14 protein-coding genes are annotated in these 16,363 nt (G+C 65.6%); 2 read left to right on the top strand and 12 right to left on the bottom strand.

The window, feature by feature from the left end:
• Positions 1–117 precede the first annotated feature (117 nt).
• A complete protein-coding gene (locus HW532_RS20260) occupies positions 118–1,020 on the top strand; it encodes a DMT family transporter (protein ID WP_213162189.1) in 903 nt (300 codons plus the stop codon).
• 124 nt (positions 1,021–1,144) lie between these two features.
• Positions 1,145–2,803, top strand: coding sequence for a serine protease (locus tag HW532_RS20255; RefSeq protein WP_213162188.1), 1,659 nt, complete (start codon positions 1,145–1,147; stop codon positions 2,801–2,803).
• A gap of 132 nt (positions 2,804–2,935) precedes the next feature.
• Here HW532_RS20255 and HW532_RS20250 read toward each other — a convergent pair whose 3' ends face one another.
• The 12 genes from HW532_RS20250 to HW532_RS20195 form a co-directional block, all read right to left on the bottom strand.
• Positions 2,936–3,640, bottom strand: coding sequence for a ZinT family metal-binding protein (locus HW532_RS20250; protein ID WP_213162187.1), 705 nt, complete (start codon positions 3,638–3,640; stop codon positions 2,936–2,938).
• A 334-nt stretch (positions 3,641–3,974) separates the two neighbouring features.
• The gene (locus HW532_RS20245) at positions 3,975–4,562 is read right to left on the bottom strand and encodes a hypothetical protein (RefSeq protein ID WP_213162186.1); all 588 of its coding nucleotides are present in this window, start codon (positions 4,560–4,562) and stop codon (positions 3,975–3,977) included.
• A gap of 236 nt (positions 4,563–4,798) precedes the next feature.
• Positions 4,799–7,042, bottom strand: a complete 2,244-nt coding sequence (gene parC / locus HW532_RS20240) for a DNA topoisomerase IV subunit A (protein ID WP_213162185.1) — start codon at positions 7,040–7,042, stop codon at positions 4,799–4,801.
• Positions 7,043–7,125: 83 nt separating this feature from the next.
• The gene (locus HW532_RS20235; protein ID WP_213162184.1) at positions 7,126–8,814 is read right to left on the bottom strand and encodes a ribonuclease J; all 1,689 of its coding nucleotides are present in this window, start codon (positions 8,812–8,814) and stop codon (positions 7,126–7,128) included.
• Entirely contained in the window at positions 8,814–9,596 is a 783-nt protein-coding gene (locus HW532_RS20230; protein WP_213162183.1) for a biotin--[acetyl-CoA-carboxylase] ligase, read from the bottom strand. The genes HW532_RS20235 and HW532_RS20230 overlap by 1 nt, the downstream gene beginning before the upstream one ends.
• Before the next feature lie 9 nt (positions 9,597–9,605).
• Complete coding sequence (nuoN, locus tag HW532_RS20225) at positions 9,606–11,048, bottom strand: NADH-quinone oxidoreductase subunit NuoN (protein WP_213162182.1); 1,443 nt, start codon at positions 11,046–11,048, stop codon at positions 9,606–9,608.
• Positions 11,049–11,066: 18 nt separating this feature from the next.
• Positions 11,067–12,578, bottom strand: a complete 1,512-nt coding sequence (locus tag HW532_RS20220; protein ID WP_213162181.1) for an NADH-quinone oxidoreductase subunit M — start codon at positions 12,576–12,578, stop codon at positions 11,067–11,069.
• A gap of 7 nt (positions 12,579–12,585) precedes the next feature.
• A complete protein-coding gene (nuoL, locus tag HW532_RS20215) occupies positions 12,586–14,514 on the bottom strand; it encodes an NADH-quinone oxidoreductase subunit L (protein ID WP_213162180.1) in 1,929 nt (642 codons plus the stop codon).
• A 9-nt stretch (positions 14,515–14,523) separates the two neighbouring features.
• Positions 14,524–14,832 (bottom strand): NADH-quinone oxidoreductase subunit NuoK, encoded by a 309-nt coding sequence (gene nuoK / locus HW532_RS20210; protein WP_213162179.1) that lies wholly within the window; start codon positions 14,830–14,832, stop codon positions 14,524–14,526.
• Between the two features lie 55 nt (positions 14,833–14,887).
• Positions 14,888–15,502, bottom strand: coding sequence for an NADH-quinone oxidoreductase subunit J (locus HW532_RS20205; RefSeq protein ID WP_213162178.1), 615 nt, complete (start codon positions 15,500–15,502; stop codon positions 14,888–14,890).
• Positions 15,503–15,581: 79 nt separating this feature from the next.
• Entirely contained in the window at positions 15,582–16,070 is a 489-nt protein-coding gene (gene nuoI / locus HW532_RS20200; RefSeq protein WP_213162177.1) for an NADH-quinone oxidoreductase subunit NuoI, read from the bottom strand.
• Between the two features lie 34 nt (positions 16,071–16,104).
• On the bottom strand, positions 16,105–16,347 hold the full coding sequence (locus HW532_RS20195) for a hypothetical protein (protein WP_213162176.1): 243 nt from the start codon (positions 16,345–16,347) through the stop codon (positions 16,105–16,107).
• Between the last annotated feature and the right edge of the window lie 16 nt (positions 16,348–16,363).

Raw genomic sequence — 16,363 nt, 5'->3', positions numbered from 1 at the left:
GCCCCGCTTGCAGGCCCGCGCCGTCCGCCGCTCGCGCTTGCGCTCCACCCTCCCCGCCTATAGACAGCACTCACGGTGCTCGAGCGGGCGCCGTGGCCAAAGGGGGCGAGGCGCGATATGGGGGCAGGCAGCAGCACCGAACAGGCGGCAGCCGCGCACCGCAAGGGGCTCGCGATCACCTTTGCGGGCGGCATGTTCATGACCTTCGACACGCCGCTCCTGCGGCTCGTCGACACCGATCCGTGGACGGCCATCGTCTGGCGCGGCCTGTTCGTCTTCCTCGCCATGGGCGGCTTCTGGCTGTGGTGGCGGCTCGCCACCGGCAGCCGCGAGCCGTTCATCAACGGGCGCGACGGCTTCGTGGTGGCCCTGCTGCACTGCGCGGCGAACATCCTGTTCATGACCGCGCTGCACTACACGACGGTTGCCAATCTCGTCTTCATCCTCGCGCTCAACCCGCTCTTCGCCGCGCTGTTCTCCTTCCTGTGGCTGAAGGAGACCGTGAACCGGGCGACGCTCATGGCCATTCTGGCCGCCCTTGCGGGCGTGGCGATCATCGTGTGGGACGGGCTCGGGCGCGGCAGCGCCTTCGGCGACGGGCTGGCGCTCGGCTGCGCGACGGTGCTGGGCTTCGGGCTCACCTATGTGCGCCGGTCCCGCAAGAACCTGTCGCTGAGCCCGGCGCTCGGCGCGCTGATCGCCGCCGGCATCGCCGTGCCCTTCGCCCAGCAGCTCTGGCTGGACGGCGATCAGTGGATCTACATGGCGCTCAACGGATTCGTGGTGATGCCCATGGCGAGCGCCATGCTGGTCGCAGGCCCGCGCTACATCACCGCAGCGGAGGTCGCCATGTTCTTCCTCCTGGAGACGGTACTGGCCCCGGTCTGGGTCTGGCTCGTCGTCGGCGAGGTCCCGAGCGGCAACAGCCTCATCGGCGGCGCCATCATCCTCACAACCCTCGCCCTCCACAGCCTCCACCGCCTCGGCACCGGCCGCCGCAGGGCACGGAAGACGGGGTAGCCGGCCTCCTGTCGCCGCAAGTTCCGCCTCTATTCGCGAGCAATGGGCCGATCGGGCAACTTAACAACACCCGTCAACTGTTGTTGAATAGGTCCTGTCGTCTTCAGGGGGTGGGGTTGACGTCGTGTTCAATCGGCTTTTGATCGCTCTGGCTTTGATCTGCGCGACCTTTTCCATGGCCCGCGCGGATTACGACCGCGCCCGCCTGGCGTTCACATCGCTTCCAGCGGCAGAGCGCGCGCTCGTTCAATGGCACCTGACATGGACGGGTCACTACAACGCCTTGCCGGACGGGGAATTTGGCCGGCGCACCTACAATGCCATCGTGGCCTTCCAGACCAGGAGCGGTTACCGCCCGAACGGGGTGCTCAATGCGGGCCAGCGCGCGGTTCTCAAGCGTCGGTCATCTCAGATCATGAGCGTTGTGGGCTTTGAGTTCACCGATGATCCCCGTTCCGGGCAGCGGCTAGGAATTCCCCGCAATCTCATACAGACAAAAGCGGCAACCCGACGTGGATCGCGATGGCAATCACTGTCGGAGGACTTCGTCATCGAGACGATAGCCATGCCCTACGCCGACACGTCGTATTCGGACCTCTTCGAGCGATTGAGCCGTTCCGGCAAGCGTCGCTCCGTCTCCTACAAGGTGATGAAAGACGACTTCTTCGTTGTAACCGGCGTCTATCGCGGGAAAAGGTTCTATCTGCGGATGCGCCGCACGCCATCGGCGACACGCGGCATTTCGATTTCCTGGCAGGCAAGGGTCCTGCCGAATATCGAGAGCATTGTCCTTGCTCTGGCAGACGCCGTGTTCAATCTCGAACGGCCGCGCCCCACACAAAGGGCGCCGTCCTCCGATGGGCCCGTTTTCATCGTCGCGGCCAGCAGGAGTACCAAGGACGAAGCGGTAACCCTGGCCCGCCAATATGCAAAGGTGTTCGAGCATACGGCTGTGTATCGGACCGCCAATGGTTGGTTCGCCATCGTCCTCGGTGTTTTCGACTCCTCGGTTGCAGAGACGATACGGGCCACTTTCGCGACAATCGGCTCCATTCCCGATAGCTCCTTCCTCTCAAAGGGAAAGGGGTTCGAGCAACGGGTCTGGGTGGCGGAGGAGCGCGAAGTAGAAACCCCGCATACTCCAAAAGACGAAGCCCCGCCCAGGAACACGACGAGCGGAACAGGCTTTTTCGTGACCGACGATGCGGTCATGCTGACCAACGCTCACGTCGTGAATGACTGCGGAACGATCACCGTGCCCTCCCATGGCACCGCTCGCCTGCTTCTGGTCGACAAGACCAACGATCTCGCGGCCCTGAAGGTCGAGACTGACAGTCAGGTTGCGGGTGCGATCTTCCAGGACGCCCCTTTGAGAATCGGATCGGAGGTCGTTGTACTGGGCTATCCACTGGCCCCTCTTCTGGGAGGGGCGCTGAGTGTCACATCGGGCGAGGTGAACAGCCTCTCTGGCGTACGGGGCGACACCCGGTACTTCCAGCTGTCTGCGCCCATACAACCCGGAAATTCAGGTGGCCCCGTGCTCGACATGACGGGTCATGTGGTGGGTATCGTGACCGCAAGACTGGATGACAGGGCCGTGGTCACGATGTTCGATGCCATTCCGCAGAACATCAATTTCGCGATTCGTAACGAGACCATCGGTGCCTTCCTGCGTTCGGCCAATATCGTCTTCAAGAGCCAGACGGCCAGCGATACAGAGGAACGACCGACACTTGCCGAGCGCGGAGCGGCGTTCACCGCACAGATACTCTGCGTTCCATAACTGGAACACTCGGCACCTCCAGCCGGATGCCGGGTCGCGCCAACACGTCGGGACCGCGCGGCCTCCCCCGCAACCGGGCGGTGTCGGCCGATTGCGGGGGAGGTCCGGCGCGGTGGGGCGCCGGGGCCTTGGTCAGTGCGCCATCATCTCGGCGACGATCTCCTCGCCGCTCAGCGAGGCGGGATAGTAGGTCGGCCAGTTGGTCACCTCCTTCAGGAGGGCTGCGCGGTCGTCGCCCCAGTAGAGATGGTAGTGATCCGCCTTGGCGGGGGCGATGCGGTGGTCGCTGAACTGGATGAACCGCGGAGCTCCGTCGTCGCCGCCGGTCTTCTCGAAGATATAGCGCACGCCGCGATTGCCGGCCTTGTAGGTCAGGACCTCGTATCCGTCGCCGCCATACCGGCCCTCGACCGCAGCCCCGTCCTTGTGGAAGGTGACGCTGTCGCCGTCGATGACGATGCGGTCGACATCGGTGCGATATCCCGTCTCGTAATACTCGCGATATTCCTCGGCTGTCTTGTCGCCATGCTCCGCCTTGTGCGCCATGACCGGATCCAGGGTGCCGTCGCGCAGATAGGGATAGACGGACTGCCAGTCGCCCGCCCAGTCCGACAGCGTGCGCGCCTCGATCTGGCTGTCCTCGAAATACCCGTTATAGATATCGTCGGACCCGTGGGAATGGCTGTGTGCCTTGTCATGGTCGTGCGAATGACCGTGCGCGGACGTCCCCTTCTCCGCGCTCTGGCTGTCCTGCGTCTGCGCCTGTGCCTGCGCGGCGAACAGCAGCATCGCCCCTATCGCCAGCGCGCCGGCATACCTGGTAATCGCAATGTGCATTGTCCCGGACCTCTGTGTGGTGGTCGTCGAATGATGAGAATCGTTACGTTATAACGTAACGGACACGACCTAACCGAAGATCCGCGCCCTGACAATGGGCATTCGGAACCAGTGCCGGATCCGGGGGCAACTTGGCGCGCAATGGTCTTGCGAATTCTTGCACAGGCTGGGCACCGGACGGCGTTCCGCACGGAGGGTGGGGGGTAATCCTACCGTTGCTCCATTCCGCTCATCCCGGCGAAAGCCGGGATCTCGCGCGCGGGCGGTGCCCCAGTCCGATTTGATGTTTGCTCCTAGATGGTGTGCGTTGGCGGTTCACGGGTTGAGAAGAGCATCAAGAGCCGGTTTTTACGCAAAGCCCACAGACATAGAACTCGCCGAGCGGCAACGCCGCGCTCCGTGCCTCAAGATATTGAAACCACCCCGCAATCGCCCATGGTACGTCACCAAGAAACTTCCGCACCGTGCCATCCCGCTCGGTCACCAGGACCTCTACGCCCCGACACTTGCCGATGCCATAACAGTCAATTCCGTAGCCGGCACCCGTAGCGAGGATATCCGCCTCCGAGCGGATCGGGTGTTTTCTGTCTGACAGGTCAGCATGCTTGTAAGCGTTGGCGACGGCACAGATACGCTCAATGCTTCCGAGACGAGCAACTCTTCCGATTGCGCAATAGGGAACAACGTCATCGCGCACCTTATTGGGCGTTGACCCGAGAGCTTTGGCGGTTCGGTCTGCAAGGCCGTCGATGGCAATCGCAGCCTCTGCGGCGCGCCGCTTGGCATGCTGCCCCACCCTCTCCCAGTGGGCAGGATCAGCATTTTGTTGGAAAGCCGCCGACAAGTCGTTCTCCGCGCTACCATAGTCCTGCGCAGCAGGGATCACATTAGTTAAAAGATGGTCGACAGCACTCTTTAGCATATGAGCCTTATGAGCTATGGAAACAGATATCTTATATATGACCTATTAAGCACCATAACTTTAAAGGTAGGCGGTAAGCTACAAAAGATCGGGTCGGAATTGCAAACTACCACTGCCCGCGAGTGAACCGACTTGACCTTGCGTGTTACCCGAGATCCCGGCTTTCGCCGGGATGAGCGGAGAAACATGTGGGCACCTGCACTTCACTCGGGCTCATCTTGCGCCCCGGCAGTTCCTTACCCGCCGAACCTGTTGGAGCGCGGGAAGCCCTTGGGCGGGAGGCGGCCGGCCTGGGCGCGGGTGCCGAGCCAGTCGCGCAGCTCCGCGACCGTCCAGGTGCGCCCTGAGGAATCGGTCCAGGTGAGGCCGTCCTCCAGCCTGAAGGCCTTGGCGTCGGACAGGCCGCCCTGGCGGTAGTTCTGCAGCTTGACGCCGCGGCCGCGGCTCATCTCCGGCAGCTCGGGAAGCGGGAAGACGAGGAGCTTCCGGTTCGCGCCGACGACGGCCACATGGTCGGCGCCCTCGGGCACGGCCACGCAGAGATGGGCCTCGACCGGCGCCTTGACGTTCAGCACCTGCCGGCCCTTTCGGGTATTGGCGACCATGTCGTTCTCCGCGGCGATGAAGCCGCGCCCGTCGGAGGAGGCCACAAGGCATTTCGCGCCCGGCCTGTGCACGAACAGCGCGACGATCTCGTCGGCGGCGTCGAGGTCGGCCATGAGCCGCACCGGCTCGCCATGGCCGCGCCCGCCGGGCAGCCTGTCGGCGCCCAGCGTGAAGGCCCGGCCGGAGGTGGTGAAGACGATCAGCTTGTCGGTCGTCTCCGCATGGAACACGAAGCGCGCCTTGTCTCCCTCCTTGAAGGAGAGCGAGCCGGTATCGGAGAGATGGCCCTTGAGCGCGCGGATCCAGCCCTTCTGCGAGCACACGACGGTGACCGGCTCCTTCTCGATCATGGCCTGCTCGAGGTCGACCTCGACATCGGGCATCTCCGCAAACCCGGTGCGCCGGCGGCCGAGCTCGGTGTCCTTGCCGAAGCGCGCGCGGGCCTCGCGGATCTCCTCGGAAATGCGTGCCCACTGCTTGTCGTCGGAGGCGAGCAGCGCGTTGAGCTCCGCCTGCTCCTCGGTCAGCGCGGCATGCTCGTGGCGGATCTCCATCTCCTCAAGCTTGCGCAGGCTGCGCAGGCGCATATTGAGGATCGCCTCGGCCTGCACGTCGGAGAGCGAGAAGGTGTGCATCAGCTCCCGCTTGGGGTCGTCCTCCTCGCGGATGATGCGGATCACCTCGTCGAGGTTCAGATAGGCGACCAGATAGCCTTCCAGCACCTCCAGGCGATGGGCGATCTTGTCGAGCCGGAAGCGCGAGCGGCGGACCAGCACCTCCTTGCGGTGGGCGAGCCACTGGTTCAGCACCTCCGCCAGCGACAGGACGCGCGGCAGGCGGCCATCGGCGAGCACGTTCATGTTGAGCGAGATGCGCGATTCGAGCTCGGTCAGCTTGAACATCTGCTCCATCAGGAGAACGGGATCGACCGTGCGGCTGCGCGGCTCCAGGACGAGGCGCACATCCTCCGCCGATTCGTCGCGCACATCGCCGAGCAGCGGTAGCTTGCGCGCCTGCAAGAGCTCCGCGATCTTCTCCACCAGCCGGCCCTTCTGGACCTGATAGGGGATCTCGGTGACGACGATCTGCCAGGTGCCGCGGCCCAGATCCTCCCGCTCCCAGCGCGCGCGCACGCGGAACCCGCCCCGGCCGGTCCTGTAGGCCTCCAGGATGTTCTGCCGGCTCTCCACGATCTCACCGCCGGTCGGGAGGTCCGGGCCGGGCACGAACTCCACGAGCTTCTCGATGCTCGCATTGGGGTGCTTGATGAGGTGGAGCGCCGCGTCGCACAGCTCGTGGGCATTGTGCGGCGGAATGGAGGTCGCCATGCCGACCGCGATGCCGGCCGCACCGTTGGCCAGAAGGTTCGGGAAGGCGGCCGGCAGGACGATCGGCTCGGAATCCTCGCCGTCATAGGTGTCGCGGAAATCGACCGTATCCTCGTCGAGCCCGTCGAGCAGCGCCTGGGCGACGGCGGTGAGCCGGGCCTCGGTGTAGCGCATGGCCGCGGCGTTGTCGCCGTCGATATTGCCGAAATTGCCCTGCCCCTCGACCAGCGGATAGCGCACCGCGAAATCCTGGGCCAGGCGGACCAGCGCGTCATAGACCGCCTGGTCGCCATGGGGATGGTAGCGGCCGATCACGTCGCCGACCACGCGCGCGCACTTCTTGAAGCCCGACGCCGGGTCGAGCTTGAGCTGGCGCATGGCATAGAGGAGCCGGCGATGGACGGGCTTCAGCCCGTCGCGCGCGTCGGGCAGCGCGCGGTGCATGATGGTGGAGAGCGCATAGGCCAGATAGCGCTCTTCCAGCGCATCGCGCAGATTGATCGACTCGATGCCGTCCGGGCTGCGGGGCGGTGCGTGTTCGCTCATGATTCGGATCGCTCGTTTCGGATTTCAGAGCAATAGCAGATCGCGGCGCATCTTGCGACGGGCAGCAGGGGGCGGCCGGGGCCTCACACCGTGTGGATCATGACCCGGCAGAGCGGCTTCTTGCCCCAGTGGAGCGCCATGGCGCGGCGCACGGCGCGGCGCAGGGTCTCCGCCAGAAGGTCGCGGTCGCGCCGGCGGGCGCGCGGCAGACCCTCCATCACCTCCTCGACGACATCGAGAACGATGTCGGCCATGGGCGTGGCGTTCTCGTCTTCCGCCGGTACGCCCTCCATGGCGATCTGCGGCTCGCCGACGAGGTCGCCGCGCCCGTCCACGATCACAGACACGGCCACCATGCCCACGAAGGAGAGCTTGCGCCGGTCGCGGATCGCGGCGGCATGCTCCGACACGATGAGCCGGCCATCGACGAACAGGCGGCCGCTCGGCGCCTCGTCGACGATCTCCGGCGCGCCGGGCGCGAGGCGCAGAATCTCGCCGTTCGTCACGACCTGCGTGGCGGCGATGCCCTGCTCGCGGGCGAATTTGGCATGCTCCATCATGTGGCGCATCTCGCCATGCATGGGGATGAGCATGCCGGGCTTCAGCCAGTCGTAGAGCTGCCTGAGCTCGTCGCGGCGCGGATGGCCCGTGACATGGACGAGCGCATCGTCGGAGGTGACGATCTCCACCCCGCGCGCGGCGAGCTTGTTCTCGATCTCGATGACCGCCTTCTCGTTGCCGGGGATCGTCTTGGAGGAGAAGATCACCAGATCGCCGGCCTCCAGCGCGATGGAGGGATGGCTGTCGTCGGCGATGCGCGCCATGGCCGCACGGGGCTCGCCCTGGCTGCCGGTGCACAGGCACACGACCTTCTCCGGCGGCAGATAGCCGAAGGCGTCGGCCGGCTGGAAGTCCGGCACGTCCCTCAGATAGCCGCTGTGGCGGGCGGCCTCGATGACGGTGTTCATGGCGCGGCCCGCCACCACGACCTGCCGGCCGGCCTCGTGCGCGGCGCGCGCAACGGTCTCGAGCCGGCCCACATGGGAGGCGAAGGTGGTGATCGCGACACGGGCCTTCGCCCGGGCGATGATCGAGGTGAGGCTGGCGGCCACCTCCTCCTCGGTCGGCGAGTGGCCCTCGCGCATGGCGTTGGTCGAATCGCAGACCAGCGCGAGGCAGCCCTCCGCGCCGATCTCGCGCAGCCGCGCCTCGTCGATGCGCTCGCCGAGCACCGGCGCATCGTCGATCTTCCAGTCGCCGGAATGGACCACCGTGCCGGCGCCCGTGCGGATGGCGAGCGCGTTGGGCTCCGGGATCGAGTGGTTGACCCTGACGAGCTCGATGTCGAAGGGCCCTAAGGCGAAGCGGTCGCCGGGCTCCACGATGTGGAGCGGCACCTCCTCTTCCAGCCCCGCCTCCTCCAGCTTGTTCATGAGCAGCGCGGCGGTGAAGCGCGTCGCATAGACGGGCATGCCGAGGCGTTCCCACAGATAGGGCACCGCCCCCAGATGGTCCTCATGCGCATGGGTGAGGACGAGGCCCTCCAGGGCGTGGCGCTCCGCCTCCATGAAGGCCATGTCGGGCAGGATGACGTCGACGCCCGGCTCGCGCTCGCTGCCGAATTTCACGCCGAGATCGACCATGAGCCAGCGCCGGTCCCGCACCGGCCCCAGCCCGTAGAGATAGGCGTTCATGCCGATCTCGCCCGTCCCGCCGAGCGGCAGGAAGACGAGCTCCTCGCGCGCCTTTCCTTTCTTGCCCCCCGCTACCATCACGCCGCCCCGCGATTGCCGCCGGGCAGGAAGACGTCCCCGGCGAAGATCCGCCTCGCCGTGCCGTCCGGCAGGCGCAGGATCAGCGCGCCGTCCTCGGCAAGGTCCTCAAACAGGCCCGTCATGCGCTCACTGCCGCTGGTGACGGCGATCTGTCCGCCGAGCCCGCGCGCCCGCGCGAGCCACGCGTCGCGGATCGCGGCGAAGCCGCGGCCCTCGTCCCAGCGTCCGATCCACCAGGCCGCCTTCGCCGCCAGATGTTCCAGCGCGCGCGCCGGCGTGGCGGTCGCGCCGTGCTCGGCGAGCGACGTCACCGCATAGTCGGCAATGTCGGGCTTGTGCGCGATATTGAGGCCGAAGCCGATGGCGAGCACGGGCGCACCGTCGCCCTCTCGCCGGCCGACGGCCTCCAGCAGCAGGCCCGAAACCTTGGCGCCGTCGAGCATGAGATCGTTCGGCCATTTGAGCGACAGCCCCCCGGCTTCGCGTTCCGGCAGGCAGGCCGCGGCGGCATCGTGGAGCGCGAGCGCCATGGCGAAGCTCAGATCGGCCGGGCGCGGCCCGGGCGCGGCCGTGACGAGCGTGGCATAGAGATTGCCGGGCTCCGACGCCCAGGGGCGGCTATAGCGCCCCCTGCCCCTCGTCTGCCGTCCGGCCCACAGCCAGACCGGCCCCTCCTCGCCCGCATCCGCGCGCCGGGCGGCCTCCGCATTGGTCGAATCGATCTCGTCGAAGGCGAGAAGCCGATAGCCGTCGGGAAGCCTGGGGCGTTGCTCCGTCATGCAGCCCTGTCAGAACAGCGAGGCGGCGGCGGCCTGCGCGGCATCGACGAACGGGCGCGCGAACACCGCGAAGCCGACGATGAAGACGCCGGCCAGCCCGACGACCAGCTTGAGCTCGCCGGCCATGGGCTCGAACTCCTCCGCCGACTCGTCGAAATACATCACCTTCACGACCCTGAGATAGTAGAAGGCGCTCACCACGCTCGCCACCACGCCGATGACGGCGAGGGTGAGCAGGTCCGCCTTGATGGCGGCGGAGAAGACGTAGAACTTCGCGAAGAAGCCCGCGAGCGGCGGGATGCCGGCCAGCGAGAACATGAGCATGGCCAGGATGAAGGCCATGGTGCCGTTAGTGCGGGCAAGGCCCGCGAGATCGGAGATCTCCTCCACCGGCCCCTCGCGCCGGCGCATGGCGAGGATGCAGCCGAAGGTGCCGAGCGTCATGAGCACATAGATCGTCATGTAGATGACGACGCCCTTCACGCCCTCCGGGCTCGCCGCGGCGAGACCGACCAGCGCATAGCCCATATGGCCGATGGAGGAATAGGCCATCAGCCGCTTGATGTTGTTCTGCCCGATGGCCGCGAAGGCGCCGAGCACCATGGAGGCGATCGACAGGAACACCAGGATCTGCTGCCAGTCGGACGCGATCCCCGCGAACGGCACCGCCATGGTGCGCACCAGAAGCGCGATGGCGGCGACCTTCGGCGCCGACGCGAAGAAGGTCGTCACCGGGGTCGGCGCGCCCTCATAGACGTCCGGCGTCCACATATGGAAGGGAACCGCGGAGATCTTGAAGGCCAACCCGACCAGCAGGAAGCACAGGCCGAACAGCAGCCCCATGCCGGTGTCGCCCTCCGCGATCACCGTCGCGATGCCCTCGAAGGTGGTCGTGCCGGTGAAGCCGTAGACGAGCGAGGCGCCGTAGAGCAGCATGCCGGAGGCGAGCGCGCCGAGCACGAAATACTTGAGACCGGCCTCCGCCGAGCGCGGCGAATCCCGGTTGAAGGCGGCGACCACATAGAGCGACAGGCTCTGCAGCTCCAGGCCCAGATAGAGCGCGATGAGCCCGTTGGCGGAGATCATCATCATCATGCCGAGCGTCGCCAGCACGATGAGCACGGGATACTCGAAGCGGTCCATCCGCTCCGCCTTGAAGTAACCGATGGAAACCAGCACCGTGGCCGCCGAGCCGAAGATGGTGAGCACCTTCATGAAGCGCGCGAAGGTGTCGACCACGAACACGCCGTTATAGGCCGTGACGGTTCCCGTTCCGGAGAAGACGGTCAGCGCCGCCGCCACGGCGAGCACCACCAGCGCCAGCGACGAGCACAGATCGTAGGAATTGCCCCGTCGGAAGGCGCCGATCATGAGCATGGCCATCGCGCCGACGCCGAGCACCAGCTCGGGCAGGAGCGTCATCGCATCGGCGGTCGAAAAGGTGTCCGGCATTCCGTCTTGCCCTCTGGATCACTGCGCCACGGCGACGCGCGCGGCATCGAAGGCCGCAAGCGAGGCCTGGTAGTTCGAGATAAGGTTGTCCACCGACACGGAGAACACGTCGAGGATCGGGGCCGGATAGACGCCGAAGCCGACGGTCAGCACGATCAGCGGAATGAGCACGGCGGCCTCGCGCCAGTTCATGTCCGTGATCGACTTCAGGCTCTCCTTCTCCAGCGCGCCGAAGATGATGCGCCGGTAGAGCCAGAGCGCATAGCCCGCCGACAGGATGATGCCCGTGGTGGCGAACAGCGCGACCCAGCTATTGACCTGGAAGGCGCCCGTCAGCGTCAGCACCTCGCCGATGAAGCCCGACGTGCCCGGCAGGCCCACATTGGCCATGGTGAACACCATGAAGGTGAAGGCGTAGAGCGGCATGCGGTTCACCAGCCCGCCATAGGCCGCGATCTCGCGGGTGTGCATGCGGTCGTAGATGACGCCGACGCACAGGAAGAGCGCGCCGGAGACGAGGCCGTGGCTGACCATCTGGAACAGGCCGCCCTCCACCCCCTGGGTGGTGAGCGTGAACAGTCCCATGGTCACGAAGCCCATATGCGCCACCGAGGAATAGGCGATGAGCTTCTTCATGTCCTCCTGCATCAGCGCGACCAGCGAGGTGTAGACGATCGCCACCACCGACAGGGTGAACACGAAGGGCGCGAACATCTCGCTCGCCATCGGGAACATCGGGATGGAGAAGCGCAGGAAGCCGTAGCCGCCCATCTTCAGAAGGATCGCCGCCAGGATCACCGAACCCGCCGTCGGCGCCTCCACATGGGCGTCCGGCAGCCAGGTGTGCACCGGCCACATCGGCATCTTCACCGCGAAGGAGGCGAAGAAGGCGAGCCACAGCCATGTCTGCATCTCCGCCGGGAACTGGTGGTTGAGCAGCGTGGGAATGTCGGTCGTCCCGGCATTCCAGTACATGGCGAGGATCGCCAGCAGCATCAGCACCGAGCCGAGCAGCGTGTAGAGGAAGAACTTGAAGCTCGCATAGACGCGCCGCGGGCCGCCCCACACGCCGATGATCAGGAACATCGGGATGAGCCCGCCCTCGAAGAACAGGTAGAACAGCACCAGGTCCAGCGCGCAGAAGACGCCGATCATCAGCGTTTCCAGCACCAGGAAGGCGATCATGTACTCCTTCACGCGCGTCTTCACATGCCAGCTCGCCAGGATGCAGCCGGGCATGAGGAAGGTCGTGAGGATCACGAACAGCATCGAGATGCCGTCGACGCCCATATGGTAGGAGATCGCGCCGCCGAGCCACTCCGTCTTCTCCACGAACTGGAAGTCCGGCGTGTTGGGGTCGAAATTCGCCCAGATGAGCAGCGAGAGGACGAAGGTGATGATCGTCGTCCACAGCGCCACATAGCGCGCGGAGCGTTCCGCCGGCTTGTCCTCGCCGCGCACTGCCAGGATGAACAGCGCGCCGACGAGCGGCAGGAAGGTGACGACGGAGAGAAGGTGCGGAATAGCCATGTCCTACTCACATGCTCCCGAACATGAGCCAGGTGATCAAAGCGGCGATCCCCACCAGCATCGCAAAGGCGTAGTGATAGAGATAACCCGTCTGAAGCCGCACGATCCGGTTGGTGATGTCGATGACGCGGGCGGACACGCCGTCCGGGCCGAAGCCGTCGATCGCCCAGCCGTCGCCGCGCTTCCACAGGAAGCGGCCGAGCGCCTTGGCGCCGCGCACGAAGACGAGGTCGTAGAGCTCGTCGAAATACCACTTGTTCAGGAGGAACAGGTAGAGCGGGCGGTGCATCTCCGCGAGCGCCTTCGGCATCTCCGGGCGTGCGATGTAGAACAGCCATGCCAGCGCGAAGCCCGCCACCATCATGACGGTCGGCGCGAACGGCACCCAGCCCGGCACGTGGTGCATGGCCTCGACGATCTCGTTGCCCTCGCCGCGCAGCAGCGCCGCGCCCCAGAACTCCGCCTCCTCGTGGCCGATGAACAGCCCCTTGAAGAGGCCGCCCGCCACGAGCGCGCCGATGGCCAGCAGATAGAGCGGAACGAGCATGACGTTCGGCGATTCATGCACATGGGCCATGACGTCGCGCGAGGCGCGCTGGCGGCCGTGGAAGGTCATGAACATGAGGCGCCAGGAATAGAAGGAGGTCAGGAAGGCGGCGATGACCGTCAGCCAGAAGGCATACTGGCCGACGCCGGAATGGGCCGCGAAGGCCGCCTCGATGATCGCGTCCTTGGAGAAGTAGCCGGCGGTGAGCGGGAAGCCGGTCAGCGCCAGCGTGCCGACGAGCATCATCGCCCAGGTCTTCTTCAGATGCGGGAACAGGCCGCCCATCTTGCGCATGTCCTGCTCGTCCGACATGGCGTGGATGACGGAGCCCGAGCCGAGGAACAGAAGCGCCTTGAAGAAGGCGTGGGTGAACAGGTGGAAGATCGCCACCCCGTAGGCGCCGACGCCGAGCGCTGCGAACATGTAGCCGAGCTGCGAGCAGGTCGAATAGGCGATGACGCGCTTGATGTCGTTCTGCACGAGCCCGATGGTCGCGGCGAAGAAGGCCGTGGTCGCGCCGATGAAGGCGACGAAGGCGAGCGCGTCGGGCGCGAACTCGTAGATCGGCGACATGCGCGCGACCAGGAACACGCCCGCCGTCACCATGGTCGCGGCATGGATCAGGGCGGAGACCGGGGTCGGGCCCTCCATGGCGTCCGGCAGCCAGGTGTGGAGCAGGAACTGCGCCGACTTGCCCATGGCGCCCATGAAGAGCAGCAGGCAGATCGTGGTCAGGATGTCGACCTCGTAGCCGAGGAACACCATGGTCTGGCCGGCCACATCCGGCGCGGAGGCGAAGATCGTGTCGAGATCGACGGCGCCGAACACGGTGAAGCAGGCGAAGATGCCGAGCGAGAAGCCGAAATCGCCGACACGGTTCACCACGAAGGCCTTGATGGCCGCGGCATTGGCCGACGGACGCTGGTACCAGAAGCCGATCAGCAGATAGGAGGCGAGGCCGACGCCCTCCCAGCCGAAGAACATCTGCACCAGATTGTCCGCCGTCACCAGCATCAGCATGGCGAAGGTGAACAGCGACAGATAGGCGAAGAAGCGCGGCTGGTGCGGATCGTGCGACATGTAGCCGATGGAGTAGATGTGCACGAGCGCCGACACCGTGTTGACGACCACCAGCATGACCGCCGTCAGCGTGTCGACGCGGAACGCCCAGTCCGCCTCGAAGGCGCCGGAATGGATCCAGGAGAGCACCTGGACCTTGTAGGTCTCGTGGCCCAGCCCGACATCGTAGAAGGCCACCCAGGACAGCACCGCGGAGACGACCACGAGCCCCGAGGTCAGGACCCGCGAGGCCTGTGCACCGATCCAGCGCCCGGCAAGGCCGGCGACCAGGGCGCCGATAAGCGGCAGAAAGACGATCAGCGAGTACATGCCCTAGCCTCAGCCCTTCATGATGTGGATGTCTTCGACGTCGATCGTGCCGCGATTGCGGAAATAGACGACCAGGATGGCGAGCCCGATGGCCGCCTCAGCGGCCGCCACCGTGAGAACCAGGAGCGCGAAGACCTGCCCGACGAGATCGCCGAGGAAGGACGAGAAGGCGACCAGGTTCAGATTGACCGCGAGCAGCATGAGCTCGATCGACATCAGGATGATGATGACATTCTTCCGGTTGAGGAAGATGCCGAAGACGCCGATCGTGAACAGGATCGCGGCAACGGTCAGGTAATGTGGAAGCCCGATCTCCATGGGTCTGTCGTCTTTCGATACCTGTCTTGGTGTGATCCGGGAGGCCCTGGAGCCCCTAGAGCCCCTGCCCCGGTCTGACTTTCCTGATTTCCACGCCGGTTTCCGGCGTGCGTGCCACCTGGTCGGCGATCACCTGGCGCTTGACGCCCTCCTTGTGGCGCAGGGTGAGCACGATGGCGCCGATCATGGCGACCAGCAGCACGAGACCCGCGGCCTGGAAGAAGTAGACGTAGCGCGTGTAGAGGAGCCGGCCGAGCGCCTCCGCATTGGTCATGTCGGCAAGCGCCGGGGCGGGCGCGCTCGCCACGTTGACGGCGTCCGCCGAGATCGACCAGGTGCCGAGCACCATCACGAGCTCCACGAGCAGAATCAGCCCGATGGTCGCCCCGATCGGCAGATATTGCAGCATGCCCTGGCGCAGCTCGGTGAAGTCGATATCGAGCATCATGACCACGAACAGGAACAGGACCGCGACCGCGCCGACATAGACCACGACCAGGATCATGGCGAGGAATTCCGCGCCCAGCAGCAGGAACAGCCCCGCGCCGTTGAAGAAGGCGAGGATCAGGAAGAGCACGGAGTGCACGGGGTTGCGCGCGGCGATCACCATCACGCCGGCCGCGACCGCGAGCGCGGAGAAGAGATAGAAGAAGAGTGCCGCTACGGCCATGTCGTCCTACGTCCTCAAAGTCTTCCCGAAGGCTCCCCCGCGAACCGTACGGCCCCCGGCGCCGAACCCTTGCGAGGGCTTAGCGATAAGGCGCCTCGAGCGCAAGGTTGCGCGCGATCTCGCGCTCCCACCGGTCGCCGTTCGCCAGAAGCTTCTCCTTGTTGTAGTAGAGCTCCTCGCGCGTCTCGGTGGCGAATTCGTAATTGGGGCCCTCCACGATCGCATCGACCGGGCAGGCCTCCTGGCAGAAGCCGCAATAGATGCACTTCACCATGTCGATGTCGTAGCGGGTCGTGCGCCGCGTGCCGTCATTGCGGCGCGGCCCCGCCTCGATGGTGATCGCCTGGGCCGGGCAGATCGCCTCGCACAGCTTGCAGGCGATGCAGCGCTCCTGGCCGTTGGGATAGCGGCGCAGCGCGTGCTCGCCCCGGAAGCGCGGCGAGATGTGGCCCTTCTCGAAGGGGTAGTTGATGGTCGGTTTCGGCGAAACGAAATAGCGCATCGACAGGAAGAACGCCGAGACGAACTCGCTCAGGAAAACCGATCGCGCAGCCTGTGTCAGTCTCATGGGGTCAGTTCCCGCGTTCCTTGAAACCCAGATCTCAAAACAGCGACGCCAGCCGGTCGCCCAGAAGGAAGCCGAGGACCGGCATGCCGACCAGTGCGGCAAATCTCAGCACCGAGAAGACGAGGCGCGGATCCGCGCCCTGCCGGCCGGTGAGCTTCGCCTCCTCGTGATGCCGGCGCACCGGCGGATAGACGAAGCGGTTGACGAGCGCGTAACCGAATACGCCGATCGCCAGAAAGGCCACCGCGGAGACGATGCTGGCAGCCGAAACGGTCATCGCGCGCACTCCACAT

Source organism: Kaustia mangrovi (genome assembly GCF_015482775.1).
In the GTDB taxonomy this organism is placed as follows: Bacteria; Pseudomonadota; Alphaproteobacteria; order Rhizobiales; family Im1; genus Kaustia; species Kaustia mangrovi.
The sequence above is the reverse complement of the archived record's forward strand: the minus strand, read 5'-3'. Positions and strand labels throughout refer to the sequence as shown.